Consider the following 18,343-nt stretch of genomic DNA (forward strand, 5'->3'; position numbering starts at 1 on the left):
CCAGCATGATATGAATTACGTAGCAAAAGCCTATTGAGGAAAAAACACTATGCGATCAGGTTTGCAAACTGGTATGAAAAAGCCGCCATATGGCGGCTTGGTTCACATATTACATTTAGGCGTCATAAGCGCTTTGTTTGCGTGCTTTGAGGTTAATCGTCTTTAGTAAAAGCGTCTTCACTGAAGTGATCAAGATCATAAGGTGTTTGCTGGTAAACGCAGTAGTTCAGCCAGTTTAAAAAGAGGAGATGTCCATGACTTCTCCAACTGGCAATTGGTGGATTATCAGGATTGTTGTTTGGATAGTAGTTGACGGGAATGGCTGGTTCCATGCCTTCGCTTAAATCGCGGATATATTCGTTATGTAAGGTATGCGAATCGTATTCAGGATGCCCAGTAACAAACACATTTCTCTTGTCTTTTGTTGTAGCTAAATAAACACCTGCAACATCCGATGTGGCTAGGATGTCTAAGTCGGTATGTTCTTCTAAAAAGTGAGGTGAAAAGTCGGCATAGCGTGAATGAGGCGCTAAAAATGTGTCATCAAACCCACGTAACATAGGATGGAATTGATGATGAATCTGGTGATGGTACACGCCTGAAAGTTTCTCTTTACGCGTTTTTTTAGGTAGATCGTAGAGCAACTTCAGTCCTGCTTGTGCTGCCCAGCAGACATAAAGAGTCGATGTCACATGATCTTTTGCCCATTCCATGATGGTTTTTAGGTGGTCCCAATAAATGACATCTTCAAATTGAACCAAACCTAGTGGGGCACCAGTAATGATCATGCCATCGAAATTTTTATCTCTCACCATTTCAAATTGACGATAAAAAGTATCCAAATGTTCGGTTGGCGTATTTTTGCTTGGGCGGTTATCAATGCGTAACAACTCGACATTGACTTGTAATGGGCTGTTTGAGAGTAGACGCAAAAACTGAGTTTCAGTTTCTATTTTTTTGGGCATCAGATTCAGGATCAGCACTCGTAAAGGACGTATTTCCTGACTCGCAGCACGCGTTTCACTCATTACGAAGATGTTCTCTGTCCTTAGCACATCGGTAGCTGGTAGTTGATCTGGAATTCTAATTGGCACGACTTTCTCTCCCTAAGTATAGTCAATCTAGACGTCTATACTTCTAAAGCTAACTTAATTAAGTTTAGATGTCGATACGAAATATGACTTTTCAATCTACTCTTTACATTATGGTAAACCGAGCTCGAAGCTGTCACACAATTGTGACTAGAGCGGAGTTTCTGATGAGGAATGTTTGAAACGCTGGTCGTACTATTTGCTGGTAATTATGTGATCACGTTAATATGCGAAAGTGACTTCGTTGTAAGGAAGTCTCAGATTAATGAGCCATACTAAAAACAATCAGCTCACCAATATGCATTAAAGTGTGTATTTGGAAACATCGTCAGTGGAGGACATTATGTTCGGTATTTTTAAAAGAAAGACAAAAATTCAGAGCATCGCTCAAGAGGTTCCTAGCGTACTATTGCGCTTGTTTGGCGATAAAGACACTTATACGCCGAAAGAAATTGATCAAGCCCTTCAAGAGCTTGGTTATGATAAGAGCAAGGATCTAAGTCATTATCAGTATGCCTATGGAATGTTTGCCAATGAAGCTTCTTACGAGCAGCTAGGGCTGACGGATGAGTTAGGTAATTATGGTCACTTTCAACGAGAAGTGGGCAAGATGCTGCTCAATACACCAGAGCCAATTGATATGCACATCTACTTTGAAATTGCTCGGCAGCACCAAAAAGCAGGCTTGTCGCTTACTCATCAAGAAGTGAGTGAAAGCGATGGCGTGTGAATGTCTCTATATTCAAGTGATCACGCTGTGAATCCTGCATTTTGAAGCCGCTTGAGTCAGAGGTATTCCATCGAGAGATGAGTTGGGTATAATGCGCGACCTAATTATCCGGACGTGTTGTCGGTTACATTTCTGTTGAGCGTTAATGCCTTATGTTCAAAATGCTTGTCTCTATGCCGCCAATGTTGGCGCTGTCGATCGCGATTGTATGTGAAGTGATTGCCACTTCCTATATTCCCAAAACAGAGCAATTTACGAAAATGATGCCGAGCACAGTCGTTCTGATTGGTTACGGCATTGCTTTCTTCTTGCTTTCCGTCACGGTAAAAACGATGCCTGTTGGGGTTGTTTACGCCATATGGAGTGGGGCGGGTATTGTTTTAGTTGCGACGGTTGGCTACTTTGTTTATGGACAGCGGCTAGATTTGCCGGCGCTTGTTGGCATTGGGTTTATCCTCACTGGTGTGATGATTGTTAACCTGTTATCCAAGACTGTAGGACACGGATAACTAACACAACTTGTGATGCCAAATAAAAAGCCGTAGCGAGAAATTGCTGCGGCTTTTTAATGTCAATCCAATAGTTAACTTACTAGTACCTCAAGCATTTTGCTTTGTTGACGATGTTTTCGATTGCGATACATCACGGCGGCGAACGCTGGGAGGCTAAATGTGATAAACCCTAATATCAGTGCATATGCCCCAGTTTTTGCGCTAATTCCTGCTGGTACGTCAAAAGATACAACAATCGTCACCAAGCAACTCATCAAGCCTAATCCTGCCACTAAACACATTCCTATTTTTCCGCCCGCAACTCGAAATGGGCGCTCAATATCTGCGTGTTTGTAGCGTGAGACCAAAAAGCTAACAAAAATACAGATGTACATCACCATATAGAGCTGAGTCATCAGGATATTCAATAACCACATGCCTTGATTGACGTTAGGAACAAAAATGAAAACCAAAGAGAGCACGCTAACAATCGCGCCTTGCAAGAGCAACAATGAGACGGGGGCTTGGTTGCGGTTTTCTTTGGCGAGCGACATCGGCATGAAACTATCTTTTGCGGCAACATGCAGACTTTTAGTTGGGGCGATTATCCAGTTATTCAGGCTTGCAAGCGTGCCAAAAACAATAGCAAGGGCAATGACAGGCAGCAGGAATGAGAGGTGCAGATCATCAAAAAAAGCTTTGAAGGCAAGTATCACTCCTTCACTCAAACTAGAATGGTCACTTGAGACGACCGAAGAAATAGATAGTGAGCAAGCCGTCAGAGAAACCAAGATTAAGATTGTGGAGATCAGCAGAGCTTTGGGATAGGCTTTTTGCGGATTTTCGACTTCGCTTGCATAAGAGGTCGTGATTTCAAGGCCTGTAAGTGACAGAACTACCGCAGTAAAACCCGCTCCGATCCCATCTTGAGAAAGGTCCGGCAACCAGTCAGATACGTGGCGAAGCGAGATATGAGACTCACCAGGATGGGTATACGCCCAGTACCCGCCTAATCCGATAATCAATAGAATCGGAAATATCAAACCCAGGGTGCCGAATACATTTGTAATCAGGGAAGAGAGGCGCAAGCCAAAGATATTAACTAAAGTTAACGCCCAAAAAATCACATTAATCATCACCAACATAAACATGTTGTTTTGCGCCAGGTCTGGGAAAAAAGGGTAGGCCCCCGTTGCAACAATGAATGAAATTAAAGGTGGATAGTAAACAATATTTTCAGCGTATTGATACCACACGGTGGCAAAGCCAAAGTTTGGCCCTAGTGTTTCTTTGCCCCAAAGATATACACCACCTTGCTCTGGATAAGTGGTACTTAGCTCAGCACACACTAGCGCTGTAGGGACAAAAAAACAGAGTCCAGCAAGTAAGAACAAAGAAATGGCATGGCTACCAAACAAAGCCGCCCCAGGAATGTTCCTTATGCTGTCGACCGAAGTTACGGTAATCATGATGATAGAGAAAACACTCAATTTAACGGCGGATTTAACGATATTGCTCATTCGATACCTTTAATGGATGAGCGCACAACTTCTAGGTTGTAAAAGTAGCGTGCTACAAGTAAGACTCGCGTATTGTAGATTCCTCATAAATAGTGGGTATATAGCGAAAAACGGTATGTATTTATCCGAAAATGAGCTGAAAACAACACGCTTTATTTCCATGGGATATAAACGAGTGATATGTCGGATAAATAAACACTTATAGCGATAAATTAGAACCTTTAGGTAAAGGTTTGACTTTCCCCTAAGGTCAAGGAGTACATTAACGCCATATCGAAATGAAACGATGGAGAAACACAATGGGATGCTGTAACCAAGCGCCAAAAGGCGGCACCGGAAAGTTGTCTTACTTATTCAGGGTAATGGTTATCATGTTTATTGTTATTTTCATGATAGCTGCATTATGGGGTTAAAAAAACACCATTATCTAGCGCATTGAAAACACAAAGTTATGTTTGTCCAAACTTTATGAAAGTGTGGTAGATTAATCACTCCAATCGATGTTAACGTGGTGATTCATCTTTGCTGCTTTTTCATCCCCCTACATATTTCTGCAAAGTTCTTATTGTGTAGTGTGTCGAAGAACCATAGAATCCGCGCGCTTTAATTTATGTTATTAGCGCTATCAATGATAAAAGTGCAGTCCATTATCATTGTTTTTATCACTTATAGATGGGCACATCTGACAATACTCACATGAATAAATACCAAAAGCCTGAATTCAAGGCTGAATTTCTTTTGCCTCGTTACTGGGGAACCTTAATTATCATCAGCGTGATGTACTTACTCAGTCTCCTTCCTTTCAAAGTTCAGTTAGCATTAGGACGTGGCATTGGCCGTTTAGCCATGCGAATCATGAAAAAACGTCAAGTTACGATTAGACGCAATCTTGAGCTTTGCTTTCCTCAGATGGAAGAATGCCAACGCGAAGCAATTTTAAAAGACAATATCGACAATACAGGTATTGCGCTATTTGAGACCGCGATGGCATGGTTTTGGCCTGATAAACGGGTAAACAAACACGTTACGATAAAAGGAATGGAGCACCTCGAGGCTTTAGAAAAATCAGGCAAGGGGGCATTAATGTTGGCCGTACACTCGATGAACTTAGAGTTAGGTGCTCGTGCTTTTGGCATTAAAAAGTCTGGCACTGGTGTTTATCGTCCAAACAACAATTCGTGTTTTGATTACTTTCAATACAAGGGGCGTTCTCGCTCTAATCGTACGCTTATTGACCGCAAGAACGTTAAAGCCATGCTTGAAGCGCTTAGAACGGGTGAGCGGGTCTGGTATGCACCGGATCATGATTATGGAAACCGACGCTCAACGTTTGCGCCATTATTTGCCGTTAAAAATGCTTGCACGACGACAGGTACAAGTCTGCTGGTTGATTCGACAGATTGTGCCATCGTGCCTTTTACGATGGTAAGAGGAAAAGACGGACACTATACCTTGACGATTAGTGCGCCAGTCGACGGTTTCCCGAAAGAAGATCCTCAAGGTGCGGCAGTTTTCGTGAATAAGATAGTTGAAACGTCAATCATGGCAAGTCCGAGCCAATATATGTGGCTGCACCGTCGGTTTAAAACCAGACCTGAAGGCGAGGATTGTTTGTACAAGCCCAGACTTATCCCTAGCTTGGCATAGCATAGAAAGAGCTTAAAAAAGCCCAAGGAACATACGAACCTTGGGCTTTTACGTTCTATTCTTTTTCTATTTACAAGTAGCGGCCTTTTAGGTGCGCTTGGAAGTGCTTAGCATTTAGTGTTTCACCCGTTGCTTCTCTTACGAGATCATCTGTTGTTAATAAGCTACCTTTACTCCAGATGTTCTTCGACAGCCAATCGAATATCGGCGTCAGATCGCCAGAGCGAATAACCGCGTCCACATCTACTGTTTGCTTCATTGCGGCCATGAACTGGGCTGCGTACATCGCACCGAGAGTGTAAGACGGGAAATATCCAAAACTTCCATCTGTCCAATGAATGTCCTGCATACAGCCGTTTTTGAAATTTCCTTCCGTTGAGAGTCCCAAATACGCTTTCATTTTTTCGTTCCAGAGCTCTGGTACGTCTGTATGCTTGATGGCACCGTTAATAAGATCACGTTCAATTTCGTATCGAAGAATAACGTGGGCAGGGTATGTTAATTCGTCCGCATCTACGCGAATAAAGCCTTTCTCTACGCGAGTGTAGATTTTGGCTAGATTGTCTTTTTCAAATTCATCCCCAGAAAAATGCTTGGAAGCCATGTGAGCAAGGTGGTCGATAAATGCGTTGTTTCGTCCTATTTGCATTTCAAAGAAGAGCGACTGTGACTCATGAATTCCCATAGAGCGTGCTTGACCAGCTGGCGTTCCTGCTAAATTTTTTGGTAGCCCTTGCTCGTATCGGGCATGGCCAGTTTCGTGGACGATCCCCATCAATGATTGGACAAACTCGCTTTCATCATAACGTGTTGTAATACGCACATCTGTTGGCACACCGCCACAAAATGGGTGGACACTTTCATCAAGCCGACCGTGTTCAAAATCGAATTGAAGTAGCTTCATGACTTCCAGTCCCAGCGCTTTTTGTTTTTCCGCAGGGTAGTGCGCAGTTGGCAATAAGATGTTGTCTGATTGCTGTTTTTCAAGCGCTTCGTCTATCAAGGAAGGTAGCCACGTTTTTACGTCAGCAAAAAGCGTGTCTAACGATGCAGACGTTGTGCCTGGTTCATAAATATCAAGCATGGCATCGTAAGGCGTTGTGCCGTTTGCTTCGGCTCTAATTTGCGCTTCTTCTTGCGATAGTTTGACGACTTCTGCCCAGTTCTTTTCAAAGCCAGACCAGTCATTTTCTCCGCGTTGCGTACGCCATGCATGTTCACATTTGGAGCCAGCAAGAGATTGAGCTTGAACTAATGATTCTGGTAGCAAGTTAGCTTGTTGCCATTCACGTTTCATTTCTCGTAGGATGGACTTTTCACTTGCAGATAGCGTCTCTTCTTCTGCCTGAGCGAAAAGCTCGTCCAAGTGTGGCTGAATCATCAATGAGTGAATGTGTACATCAAGCTCTGCCATAGCATTGGAGCGTGCTTCAGCGCCACCAGATGGCATGACCGCTGCTTGGTCCCAACCTATGATGGCAGAGAGGTGCTCAAAGTTTGCCACTTTTTTGGAATGTTCAATGAGTTTTGTAAATGCTTTCATGTGACTACTCTTATTCTTTTGTTCTTTCCCTAAACACCCGATAACGGGTCCTTTACGTCGAGTTGCACGAAACAACCTGCGTTAATTTACTAATAATTAACAATTAATCGTCACTCATTGTCCATAAATTCACTCAGTTGTATAGCTCTCTTAAAAAAGAAGCTTGCGAATCTCGTGGATTGACGGTATTGATGACGGATTAACAATTAATTATCACGATAATATGGATATCTTGAATTTTGAGGCATTTATTATTGCCATCACTATTTTAACGCTAACGCCGGGTTTAGATACGGCCCTTGTTATCCGTAATACCAGTCGCGCGGGTTTAAAAGACGGATGTACAACCAGTTTAGGGATTTGCTTTGGCTTATTTGTGCATGCTTTCTTTTCAGCGGTTGGAATTTCGGCCATTCTGGCGCAATCTGCAGAGTTATTCCAAATCGTAAAAATGATTGGTGCAGCTTATCTTATTTGGCTTGGTCTGAGCAGTTTAAAAGCCCTGATGTCGTCGAAGAATGGTTTGTCAGTGACTGAGCAGGTTCATGAAGTGTTTAATGGCAAACGCTCTTTTAGAGAGGGCTTTCTTTCTAACGTCTTGAACCCAAAAACGGCAGTTTTCTACTTGGCGTTCTTGCCACAGTTTGTGAATCCAGAAGGTTCTCCTTTGCTTCAATCAATGATGATGGCATCCGTGCACTTTATTATTGCGATGGTTTGGCAGTGTGGTTTGGCTGGCGCACTTAACTCAGCTAAGAGCCTGTTAAAGAATGCAAGCTTTATGAAGTGGATGGAAGGGGCGACGGGCGCTGTCTTAGTCGCACTTGGCGTAAAGTTATTGATTGAAAAGCCCGTGTAATGCGCAATATTTACCACCTTTTGATATTACTCGTTGTGTTTATTACTGGCGTGGTTGGTGCCATTGTTTGGCAGACATGGCCACAGGTACAGTTTGCGCAACGTGGCATGACCTGGTCTTGGCACTGGGGCTATTTCGAGCCATTTTCCAATGGAATACAACAGACGCGAACTCAAGATACGAAACAGCTATTACTTCGACGTGTGTATATGAATGACGGTATTGTCGTTTTTGTCTCGACAACAATGGACAATAAATTTGAAGTTGATGTTGTAAAAGAGCAAAGTTGCGAACCTAAAACGACAACTTGGGCTTCAGTATCCGTCAACCATCAACGCATGAGACATGTGCCGATGGTTTGTGATGCACTGGGGCAGAGCTACTTTTATCGCTACATCGGGAAGCATCTTGAATCGATTGAAGTTGGGGTTGGAGATTCGTTCGTAACAGAGGCGTTTTCAGACTGGCCGCTATCAGAGCTGAAGTCGGATCAATTCAAGCAAAAAAATGCGAAGTTTTTTCAAGAACGTGGAGAAAAGGTTGAGCATCAATGGTTGAGAGATTAACCGCTTAACTTAAGATAAAATAAAGCCCGCTGAATACCAGCGGGCTTTATGTTTTTACCATTTCCAATTTACTTTCAGCGATTGACGGTTCATTACTGAACACTTGTCATGTCACTAAGCTTTTACTGCTTCAATTTGATCAGATTGCGATGCTGAGCTAAAGAACAGCTTGGTTTCTGCCAGCACGACGTGACGCAGTGCGATCAAACCGATTAGGTTAGGAATCGCCATCAGACCATTTACGATATCGGCGAGTAGCCAAATCATGTCTAGATGGAGGAACGCGCCTGATGCCACCAAAGCAACGAAAATCAGCTTATAAGGAAGCACCGCTTTTGTACCAAAAAGGAACACAACGCAACGCTCACCGTAGTAGTTCCATCCAAGAATGGTTGTGAATGCAAAAAACATCAAACCAATTGAAACCAGCATTGGGCCAAATGTATCCGCATTTAAACCTACCGCAAAGGCATGAGTCGTCATTGCTGCACCAGAAAAGTCGCTTTGCCATGCGCCAGTAAGGATCAAGGCTAGGCCCGTCATGGTACAAATAATGATGGTATCAAAGAAGGTACCTGTCATTGAAATCAGGCCTTGTTTCACACAAGAGTCTGTTTTCGCTGCCGCTGCTGCCATAGGCGCGCTACCCAAACCAGATTCGTTTGAGAATACGCCACGAGCGATACCTGATTGGATCGCCAGCATGATACTTGCACCTAAGAAACCGCCAGTCGCTGCTGTTGATGTAAATGCTGATACCAACACTAATTCAACGGCATTGAACAATTGGTCTGCATTCATGATGATCACGCTTAAACACGCCAACACGTAAAATACAGCCATGGTAGGAACCACTTTTCCTGCAACGTTAGCAATGGATTTGATACCACCCAAAGTCACGAAAGCAACCAAAAGAGTCAGTACAAAGGCAGAGAGCTCACGGTCAACACCGAGAGATATCTCACTTGCATCCAGAATCGCGTTTACTTGTGGAAACGTACCAATACCAAAACAAGCAACACCCAAAGCAAACACTGCAAACATGATCGCGAGGGCTTTTGAGCCAACACCGTATTGCAGATAGTACATCGGGCCACCAATCATTTGGCCTTTATCATCGACTCTTCGGTATTTAACCGCTAACAAACATTCGGCGTATTTAGTCGCCATTCCGAAAAGGGCGGCGAGCCACATCCAGAATAGGGCACCTGGTCCACCAAGTTTGATCGCGGTGGCAACACCAACAATGTTACCAGTACCAATCGTTGCTGAGAGCGCAGTACAAAGTGCTGCAAAGCTAGAAACGTCACCTTGTTTATCAGATGACTTATCTTTACTGAATACCATCGCTAGCGCTGTTGGGAGATGTTTAAACTGGATCAAGCCGAGGCTAAAAGTGAAGTAAACACCGGTACCCACTAGCAAAATAAGCAGTGGTGGACCCCAGACAAAATTATCGATGGTTTGTAGTAAAGATTGTAGGTCGTTCATGATTTCCCCTTAATAAAACAACTAATAAGGAGAAGAGGGAAAGGACGAGATCAACGATCTCTAAAAGAACTAAGCTATTGGTTGTAGGCGGGAAGGCCAAGCAAAATAGTTAGGTTGTAACTTTCCACTCCTCTGTCCTTTTGCCTGAGAGTTTCACCTTGCGTGAGTGCAAGACTTGCTCCTTCGGCGACCGATTTAACGGTTCTCTCCAGAGGTTCCTCCAACTACAGTCCCCGCTACCTAGGTAGCACCTGAAATAGTTAATTCTTCGGCGAGTTATGCTAATCAAATGTTAAAGTTTGATTAATAACCACTCTCCTGCAGTCTTCATCGGAACAATTACTCAATTAAATGAGTAAAGGTTAGTTAATGATGCTGGTCATCATTAACGTGTGAACTCTATCATGTTTTTGGTCCATTTCAACACCCTATATCAATTTATTTTCAACGAAATAACCCCACTTATTTTCACGAAGCTATGCTTACCAAGTTTTTTGTGTGAGCAACTGCATAAACAAAACTCATTGGGCTAGGGAATAGAACCAAGAATACACTTCAGAACGATAAATGTGTTTCGATTATTACGGCATAAGTTATTCAATTGAGAACACAAATTTGATTGAAATCGAAGCACTTATTTTAAAATCTACGCTAAGTTGACCTTATGGGGCGTATAAATGAGTTACAATAAATCTTTGTGAAACCGTCTATGGACCTAGGCAGTTTTTCATGAGTGGACAAGGAGGCGGTATGACCAGATTATTAGCCATTGCGGTGTTGATTGCAGTAGCATTTGTGCTGTTTCGTTATCGAACCAATGAAAAAGTCCAAAAAGCGACCGTTATAACATTAATTGGCGCCTTTCTGATTTATACAGCATCGATTATGTTTGCGGAATTGATCCGCTAGCAAAGTAAAAGAGTCCTTGGAGTAGTATACGGTGAGTTCTCAGAACAAGATGGAAGAACAAGACGACGTTGTTGTCATTGAAGAGCGTGACAAACGTACTCATATCTATATCGCGATTGCTGCGGTATTAGGCTTGGCATTTGGTGGCCTTGTTGGATCGATTGTCACTGCGAATAAGTGGGAATCGACTTATCATGTGCTAGAAGAAAAATACCAAGCGTTGACGCAAGATAAAACGCAATTGGTGTCTCAAGTAAAAGTGCGCGAAGAAGCGCTCGAGCAAGAAATACAAGATAAAGTCACTAAACTGCTCGCTGCGAAAGATGAAGCGCACGAGAAAGCGCTTAAGAAGTTACAAAAGGAATTGACTGAGGTCGAGAAAGTTAACCTGTCGCTAGAGTCTCAATTGAAACAACAGGCAGATAAGATCAACACGACGAAGTCGGAAAATGAGAAGTTGAGTCGTCAAGCGGATATGCAAGCGACTATCTTTGAACGATCGCGCGAGGTGTTTCAAAAAGAGCTGAAAATTTCGCAAGAATTGGAGTCCCTAGAGAAAGAAAGGGCGAAATTATTGCCTAAGATCGAGAAACTCAAAAAAGAGTGTGATGTATTTTTGGAAGGTAAATCTTGGGACGTGAAATCGGACGCGTGTGATAAACACGATGAAGCCAATTCACGGCTAAGTCAGGTCGACCAAATGATTGAAGTTTATAAAATGGATCTCAAGCAAATCAAAGCAATAACTGAAGATATCGGCCTCTAGATCTTTTATACCTGATTTTGGAAAGTAAAAGGAGCTCTTTAAGAGCTCCTTTTTCGTTGCTAGCTTTAAACTCGGGAGCTAGCGTTTATTCTTAGATACGCGAGGCGTCATAGCCTGAAGCAAGCAGCAATTCTCGCTCATGTTTAATCAGTTGGGCGCGATCTTCAATCAGTTCATTGAGAGCTAGTGAGGGCTTGCCTGCTAAAGCCTTGAACGACTCAAAAGATTCCGCGGTGTCGATTTTATCAATCATCTGACTGATGACATTACGAGCCTCACACGGGTTACTCGTAGTGGTAAAGTATTCCACTTGCTTTGCTGCCGATTTCATCTCTGTCAACAGCTCAAGTGGGCTGCTCTCTTTTGCTACCGCCATGTAATTATCCAGCACGCGCTTTGCATAAAGCAGTTCTTTGAGGGGGATATCTCTTCCACTCTCGATTAGAGATTCGCTAAGGATCATACTTGAGCTCATGGGCATTCCTTCTTATATACAACGCAGCTTTTGATGTTTCCCTGAGTCTAATTTATTGAAGTCACATTGGGAATGGGTAAAAAGCATTTTTAACGCATTTTTATTCACTAATGAAAACGCGAATGCGATGTTTATCCGGATCGGTAGCCACAAAATTTAAGCCATACACCGAAGTCATTGGTGGTTGAGCAAACTCAACGCCCATGTTTTTCCAACTGTTGTAAACGTGCTCTAACGTATGGCGGTTGCGCACTGCAAATGATAACTCGGTGCCACCACCTTTGATGTCGCTGGAAGGGGAAAGAACATCACTTTGCTTGAGTGTCAGTTTTAAGCCATTTGCGAGTGGCATAGAAGCAAATGTTGGAGACAAAAACGTGACCTCACAATCAAACAGTTTCGAGTAAAAAGCTTGGCTTACGTGGATGTCCTCAACATAGAGGACGAATGAATTGATAGTTAGCATGGTCTGTTTCTCAATTTACTAGAAGTATGAGGTTGAATCTAACGGAAGGCTAAGACAGGTTTTGTCAGTAGAAGATTCGAAGGAGAGTGTAAGAATAAAGAAAGGAGCCAGTTGGCTCCCTTTTCACTGAATCAGCGGATATTAGTTGGTACGTTTCGAAGCGTACCAGTTGTTTTGATACGCCTTAGATGCAAACAATGCGTTTGCTTTTGCGCGTTCAATAACGGATTCATCGACTTCTAGCGGTTTCATGGTTTGGCTTTCAAAGTCGTACGCCAGGGTCGATACTTTTTCACCAGGAGAAAGCACAACTAGGTTGTCACGCGTTAAATAACCAAAGTTTTTGTCGTATTGCATCATTGCGCGTTCATCTTCGCGAGCCAGTGGTTTCGTTAAATCACGACCAATCATCGGCGTTTTGGCGTCTACGCCAATAAGAGACAACAGCGTAGGCGGCATATCTATGTTGTTTGCGATACGGTCATCTTTACGTGGTTGAATGTCTTTACCAATGATCAATGCAGGAATATGGAAGTGCTTAACTGGAACCAAGTTAGCACCAGACACGCGGGCATCGTGGTCTGCAATGACAATGAAAATAGTATCATCCCAGTAGGATGAGTTTTTCGCCTTTTCAAAGAACGTACCCAAAGCGTAATCTGAATATTTCACCGCGTTGTTACGCGTCATGTGTTCGGAATCGTATGGCTCAATTTTACCTTTCGGATACTCATAAGGACTGTGATTGCTTGACGTAAAAACTAAGCTGAAAAAAGGTTTGTCGCTTTTTGAAAGACGTTCAAACTCTTCGTCTGCTTTGTTGTATAAATCTTCATCACTGATCCCCCAAGAGCCAACAAAGCTTGGGTTATTGTAATCATCTTCTTCGACGATTTGATCAAAACCATTACCGAAGAAGAAGGTTTTCATGTTATCGAAGTTTGCTTCACCGCCATAAATAAATTGCGTGTGATAGCCTTGTGCTTTGAGTAAGTCTGCGATGGTAAAGAAGCCTGTTTGGCTTTTGCTTAGTTTCACCACTGCGCGAGAAGGGGATGGTGGAAAACCCGTGGTTACGGCTTCGATACCACGAACAGAACGAGTACCCGTTGCGTACATTTGCGTGAACTGCCAACCTTCAGCCATGAGTTCATCCAGGTTTGGCGTAAGAGGTAGACCACCCAAAGAACCCACAAATTGCGCTCCTAAGCTCTCTTGTAGCAAGATCACTAAGTTCTTACGTTTACCATGGTAAGTCGCTGGGTTACTGTTCATGGTTGGAAGCAATGTTGGATCAAAGTCGGACTTTTTTGACGAAGCGCGAACTAGCTCCAGCATCTTTTGATTATCCATCTTGCCGTAGAACTGCTCTGCGCTTTTTTCTGACTTCATGCTGTTGACAGCAAACAGCAGTGAGTAAGATGAGTTTAATGCTAAGTCGTTGAGCAGTGGATCGTTAGAAAACGCCACCATGGCAGGGTTTAGTGGGCGGTGGCCTAAAGACGAGCGTGCGCCTGCAACACCAAGAAGCACAACAAAAATGGCTAATAGTGGGCGCCATTTCCAGTTGATCTGCTGTGCATTGTCGGTCAGTTTTTTGCTCCATTTCCAACCCAAAACTAGAGTTAATGCCGTGCCTAACGCGCCAATAAACAGCTCTAGCTTATAGCCAGTCCAAAGCATGCCCATGACCTCTTTCGGATAGATAAGGTATTCCACAAACAGACGGTTTGGGCGTAGGTCATATTCTTGAATGAATGGTGCCGTTGCCAGTTCCATGTACACGAGAATCCAAAGCCCTAAAACCATCCATATGCGCAATATCCATTTCCAGCATTGCCCAATCTTGCCGTTGAATGGCATTAGGGCAGAAAGCAGTGCAGGGAGGATGAATAACCAGCACAGTGTTGCAATGTCTACGCGTAAGCCTTGGCCTAGGATGTAAATTAGGTCGTTGAAAGAGTCAATTCGATCAAGTTGCCAAAAGGCGAGCAAAACGCGTGAAATAGACAGAAATATAAGTGAAAACAAAGAAAAAGCAGCAATTGGCTGCAAAGGCCCCCACACAGAGCCCTTAGATAAGTTTTTCATATTTATTCGAATAGTTTAATTGTTATGTTGTGTTGTTTTTAACAAAGCAAGCGTGAAATAAACGTGAATTATAATGTGGGTTTATGGTCGAGTAGTGTAAGTGTTGGTATGTCTATGTAAGTGTGGAATGAAGCTCATGTTCGGCTGGAACATAAATTAAACAGGTTATGGCCTGTATCGCTTTTGTTAGCACTTTGGGAAAGTGACGACAAACGTATTCCTACTATTTTCTCTGGGAATGAGCTCCAGTGTTGCACGGTGTAGTGCTGTAATGTCTTTGCAAATTGACATCCCTAAACCTGCACCGTCGCCATGTTCAGAATGACCCCGATAAAACTGTTCGAAGATTCTTTTACGAGTTTCTTTCGGGATTTCTGGGCCAGTATCGGAAATTAAGACTTTGATTTTATTATTGTTCTCAGTGGCGCTGACTTGTATGTCACTGTGCTCGCCGGAGTAACGAATCGCATTATCGACGAGGTTACGAAATAACACCTCTAACAACATTCGATCACCGGATATAGCGATGTTGGAAGATGATAAACTGATGTCTTGCTTATGCTTCAATGCTAACGGTGCCAAATCAGCAACAACGGTTTGCAACAAAGGGGTTAGCTCAACGGTGTCGAATACACGTTCTGATAAGCTATCTACTTTAGCTAAAGTCAGTAGCTGATGGATAAGGCGGTCAGTGCGTTCAATGCCTTGCAGAATGTTGTGTAAATCTCCTCTCAGTTGCTCCGGATCATTACTTTCAAGTGCATTTTCTACGTTAAGACGAAGGATTGTTAGTGGGGTTTTTAGTTCATGCGCTGCAGCACGTGTAAAGCGTTTCTCTCTTTGCCAGGCTAACTCTAGTTCAGAGAGGAGAGAGTTGAGCGAATCGACAAGTGGTGCGAGTTCAACGGTGTTGTCTTTTACATGAATGCGATCTAATCGATGTACGTTTCTTTGTGTGATGGCGGTGCGCAGGTCGTTAATCGGTCGGAAATGTTTATCGATCAACCAAAACAGCAAAAGCAACAAAGTTGGTAGTATCAGCAATTGTTCTATTGATGTGGATAGGGCAATTTCGTGGATGATCTCTTTACGTATCTTGTATTTTTCTGCAACCACGACGTATTCATTATCATGTTTTATTTGTGGTAGTGAAATCTGAAATGTACGCCATTGTGTACCGTCTTTTACGATATCAGTGTAGCCGTTATTATCAAAGGACGTAGAGAGTGCGTGCAAGGTTTGATCTGAGCTCCAGATTAGTGTGTTGTCTCGATAGAATTGAAAAACCAAGTTTTGTTCATAAGGGTGGCCGAACGTTGTGACATTGTCATCGTCAGATTTTGACATTGACTCAATGTTTTCCATCCACTCATTAAATAATTCTCGATGGTTAGCGAGAGTCCTCTCTTCCGTTGAAATTGAGAGCGTCAGCAACATTAATTTTGCGGATTGTCCAAGCCTAGCGTCATAAACTTCTTCGACCTCGTGCTTCGCAGATTGGAAACTGAAATAAAGTGAGATGAGTAAGAGAACACTTACCAACACGCCTACTGATAGAGTTAACTGACGTTTGATCGAGTACGACTTCTTATCTTTCAAGAATGTACCCCACACCGCGAATATTTTTAATGACCACTTTGGGCGCTTTTTTACGCAAATTGTGAATATGAACTTCGATAGCGTTGTCGCTTGAACCTTCATCCCAGCCGTGTAGTGATTGTTGCAATTGCTCCTTACTTTGCACGCGTCCGGCGTTCGTCATCAAGCTGGTGAGGATTTTAAATTCATTGCGTGTGAGTTTAAGCGGCGCGTCATCGTAGCGAATGCTTTGTTCCGATAAGGATAAAGATAACTGCCCAACTTGAATGATTTCTTCTGCACTACCGGATTGACGGCGAATCAACACACGCAAGCGAGCGAGCAACTCTTCGAGTGCAAACGGTTTTCCGAGGTAATCATCTGCGCCGCCATCAAGGCCTTGAACGCGATCGCGAATGTCGTCTCGTGCGGTAAGTATCATCACTGGGAGCTTAAATCCGCCTTTGCGAATATTACGCAGAACTTCCAATCCATCGATATCGGGGAGAGTGAGATCCAATATTACGGCGGTGAACGCTTCTGTTTTGAGTGCGCTAGTCACGCCAGAGCCTTTTTCCACCCAATCCACGGTGTACCCATGGCGACTTAATGAAGTCACCATGGATTGACCGAGTAGTTTGTCATCTTCTACGAGTAATAAGCGCATGGATTATTTCAAACTCACAAGAGTCGCTTCAATTTCCAGTTTTCGACCTTTATCAGCCAAAGGTCGGTCGGGGCGAGGTGACGCCTGCATTGCGCGAGTCAAATACACTTTCGCTTCCTTGTCTCGACCTTCTTCTGCAAGGAAGTCTCCATAAAAATAGTTCGGATCGATGCCTTTTGGATTGATCTCTAACGCTTTTTTCAACATTTCTTCGGCTTTATCGTCATCACCAAAGCCAATTGGCCAGCCCGGAACTTTGTAATACAGAGAACCTAAACTGGTGTATGCAGATCCATCAAGCGCTTGCGGTGACGTTGCGATTACCCCTTCGAGTAAAGATTTGGCTTCTTTGGCGAGTGATAGTGCACCCAAGCCACCTTGAGCACCAGCCAGCGATGCTTTATTGATTGCCAGCCAAACAGTGAGTTCGGGATTGCCCGGTTCTCTGTCGAGATAAATACTGGTTTTGGCAATTGCGCGATGGAAGCATTGTTCCTTTTCGCCACCATCGGGCGTGCCGTACTGACATTCCGCCCATTTCTTTTGAACCTGTTGCAGCGGAGCATTGCCTGCCAACGCAGCGGTCGAAGCTAACGTTGAACAAACCGTCAAAGCGCAAAGTAGTTGTTTGGTCTTCATCGTCTATGTCCTCTTCAGTGACTGACTCGGTTTACGTATTGGTGAATGGTTTCTTGCTGCTTACGAATCGCAGAAGAAACCATGCTTGGAAGCAGTTGATTGATGCGTGCAAAAAGCTTCTCTGGCCAACCAATCCATTTCGCGGAGATTTCTTTTTCCAACATGGCGACAACGTGATTTGCAACAACTTGCGGCGAGTCCGTTTGGTTACCTAGCTGTCGATTCATTTCATTGACAGCATCGCTATTGAGTGAGGTTTCTGTCGCTCTTGGTGCCAAATACAGCGCACGGATTCCGGTTGCGAACAGCTCTCTGTCGAGCGATTCGGTAAAACGGTGCAACCCCGCTTTTGCCGTGCAATAGGAGGTATAGCCTGGGTAGCCAATTGAGCCGAATGTGGAACCAATATTGAGAATCACCCCAGGCTGTTTTAACCACGTTAACGCCGACTGGCACAGCAGCATTGGCGCGACGAGATTGAGTTGGATTTCGTCTGCAATCTGCGTTGGTCGTTTGTGGCCTAACAACGAGAAATCGTTGCTGCCCGCATTGTTAATCAGTGCGTCCACTTTTTGATGTTGACGCGCTCGATCTTTAATCGCTGTTAATCCTTCTGATGAGGTGATGTCTGCAACGACTACGTCATGACGTTCTGGATTTGACAGTTCACGCTGTAGTGTTTGCAAGCTCTCTTCGTTTCGCCCAACAAGAATGAGGCTAGCACCGCGTTTTGCTAACTTTTGCGCGATGGCTTGCCCAATTCCGCCCGTTGCGCCTGTCAGGAGAATGGTGCTGTTGTTAATGTTCATGCTTC

Annotated in this window: 18 protein-coding genes and 1 riboswitch; of the genes, 7 read left to right on the forward strand and 11 right to left on the reverse strand. The window is 43.6% G+C overall.

The genetic code is table 11. The features are described 5' to 3' along the window. Positions 1-152: 152 nt before the first annotated feature. Positions 153-1,094: a homoserine O-acetyltransferase MetA gene (gene metA, locus ACZ5ZC_RS14675; protein ID WP_006741610.1), complete on the reverse strand. Its 942-nt coding sequence runs from the start codon at positions 1,092-1,094 to the stop codon at positions 153-155. Positions 1,095-1,434: 340 nt separating this feature from the next. On the opposite strand from metA, the gene ACZ5ZC_RS14680 reads away from it, so the two are divergent. Further along, complete coding sequence (locus ACZ5ZC_RS14680) at positions 1,435-1,821, forward strand: DUF6559 family protein (protein ID WP_047008701.1); 387 nt, start codon at positions 1,435-1,437, stop codon at positions 1,819-1,821. Between the two features lie 173 nt (positions 1,822-1,994). Then, complete coding sequence (locus ACZ5ZC_RS14685) at positions 1,995-2,330, forward strand: DMT family transporter (protein WP_065646842.1); 336 nt, start codon at positions 1,995-1,997, stop codon at positions 2,328-2,330. A gap of 74 nt (positions 2,331-2,404) precedes the next feature. Here the strand turns inward: ACZ5ZC_RS14685 and ACZ5ZC_RS14690 are convergent, their stop codons facing one another. Beyond that, positions 2,405-3,832, reverse strand: a complete 1,428-nt coding sequence (locus tag ACZ5ZC_RS14690) for an APC family permease (protein ID WP_464932032.1) — start codon at positions 3,830-3,832, stop codon at positions 2,405-2,407. Positions 3,833-4,528: 696 nt separating this feature from the next. On the opposite strand from ACZ5ZC_RS14690, the gene ACZ5ZC_RS14695 reads away from it, so the two are divergent. Further along, complete coding sequence (locus ACZ5ZC_RS14695; RefSeq protein WP_464932033.1) at positions 4,529-5,479, forward strand: LpxL/LpxP family Kdo(2)-lipid IV(A) lauroyl/palmitoleoyl acyltransferase; 951 nt, start codon at positions 4,529-4,531, stop codon at positions 5,477-5,479. 70 nt (positions 5,480-5,549) lie between these two features. Here the strand turns inward: ACZ5ZC_RS14695 and ACZ5ZC_RS14700 are convergent, their stop codons facing one another. After that, the gene (locus ACZ5ZC_RS14700) at positions 5,550-7,022 is read right to left on the reverse strand and encodes a carboxypeptidase M32 (protein WP_464932034.1); all 1,473 of its coding nucleotides are present in this window, start codon (positions 7,020-7,022) and stop codon (positions 5,550-5,552) included. A 223-nt stretch (positions 7,023-7,245) separates the two neighbouring features. Here ACZ5ZC_RS14700 and ACZ5ZC_RS14705 point away from each other — a divergent pair, with 223 nt between their 5' ends. Next, on the forward strand, positions 7,246-7,881 hold the full coding sequence (locus ACZ5ZC_RS14705) for a LysE family translocator (protein WP_005393419.1): 636 nt from the start codon (positions 7,246-7,248) through the stop codon (positions 7,879-7,881). After that, complete coding sequence (locus ACZ5ZC_RS14710) at positions 7,881-8,447, forward strand: hypothetical protein (RefSeq protein ID WP_005393418.1); 567 nt, start codon at positions 7,881-7,883, stop codon at positions 8,445-8,447. The genes ACZ5ZC_RS14705 and ACZ5ZC_RS14710 overlap by 1 nt, the downstream gene beginning before the upstream one ends. Positions 8,448-8,561: 114 nt before the next feature. On the opposite strand, the gene ACZ5ZC_RS14715 is transcribed toward ACZ5ZC_RS14710, so the two are convergent. After that, positions 8,562-9,938: an alanine/glycine:cation symporter family protein gene (locus ACZ5ZC_RS14715; RefSeq protein WP_005393417.1), complete on the reverse strand. Its 1,377-nt coding sequence runs from the start codon at positions 9,936-9,938 to the stop codon at positions 8,562-8,564. A gap of 122 nt (positions 9,939-10,060) precedes the next feature. Beyond that, a riboswitch (glycine riboswitch) is annotated at positions 10,061-10,160 on the reverse strand. A gap of 528 nt (positions 10,161-10,688) precedes the next feature. Between ACZ5ZC_RS14715 and ACZ5ZC_RS14720 the strand changes: the two genes are divergently transcribed. Together ACZ5ZC_RS14720 and ACZ5ZC_RS14725 are read left to right on the forward strand one after the other, a co-directional pair. After that, complete coding sequence (locus ACZ5ZC_RS14720; protein ID WP_005377784.1) at positions 10,689-10,847, forward strand: hypothetical protein; 159 nt, start codon at positions 10,689-10,691, stop codon at positions 10,845-10,847. A 31-nt stretch (positions 10,848-10,878) separates the two neighbouring features. Further along, positions 10,879-11,613 carry a chromosome partitioning protein ParA gene (locus tag ACZ5ZC_RS14725; RefSeq protein ID WP_464932035.1) on the forward strand — a complete coding sequence of 245 codons (735 nt, stop codon included), beginning with the start codon at positions 10,879-10,881 and terminating at the stop codon, positions 11,611-11,613. A 91-nt stretch (positions 11,614-11,704) separates the two neighbouring features. Here the strand turns inward: ACZ5ZC_RS14725 and ACZ5ZC_RS14730 are convergent, their stop codons facing one another. From ACZ5ZC_RS14730 to ACZ5ZC_RS14760, 7 genes are all read right to left on the reverse strand, one after another. After that, positions 11,705-12,088 (reverse strand): hypothetical protein, encoded by a 384-nt coding sequence (locus ACZ5ZC_RS14730; protein WP_005393414.1) that lies wholly within the window; start codon positions 12,086-12,088, stop codon positions 11,705-11,707. A gap of 100 nt (positions 12,089-12,188) precedes the next feature. After that, positions 12,189-12,554: a VOC family protein gene (locus ACZ5ZC_RS14735; RefSeq protein WP_005393412.1), complete on the reverse strand. Its 366-nt coding sequence runs from the start codon at positions 12,552-12,554 to the stop codon at positions 12,189-12,191. A gap of 141 nt (positions 12,555-12,695) precedes the next feature. Then, positions 12,696-14,645, reverse strand: a complete 1,950-nt coding sequence (locus ACZ5ZC_RS14740; RefSeq protein WP_457868384.1) for an LTA synthase family protein — start codon at positions 14,643-14,645, stop codon at positions 12,696-12,698. Between the two features lie 186 nt (positions 14,646-14,831). Further along, positions 14,832-16,244, reverse strand: coding sequence for a sensor histidine kinase (locus ACZ5ZC_RS14745; RefSeq protein ID WP_464932036.1), 1,413 nt, complete (start codon positions 16,242-16,244; stop codon positions 14,832-14,834). Continuing rightward, positions 16,234-16,890 (reverse strand): response regulator, encoded by a 657-nt coding sequence (locus tag ACZ5ZC_RS14750; RefSeq protein ID WP_005393404.1) that lies wholly within the window; start codon positions 16,888-16,890, stop codon positions 16,234-16,236. The genes ACZ5ZC_RS14745 and ACZ5ZC_RS14750 overlap by 11 nt, the downstream gene beginning before the upstream one ends. 3 nt (positions 16,891-16,893) lie before the next feature. After that, entirely contained in the window at positions 16,894-17,529 is a 636-nt protein-coding gene (locus ACZ5ZC_RS14755) for a tetratricopeptide repeat protein (protein ID WP_464932037.1), read from the reverse strand. A gap of 14 nt (positions 17,530-17,543) precedes the next feature. Beyond that, positions 17,544-18,338, reverse strand: coding sequence for an SDR family oxidoreductase (locus ACZ5ZC_RS14760; protein WP_464932038.1), 795 nt, complete (start codon positions 18,336-18,338; stop codon positions 17,544-17,546). Positions 18,339-18,343 lie beyond the last annotated feature (5 nt).

Source organism: Vibrio sp. JCM 18905 (assembly GCF_055393305.1).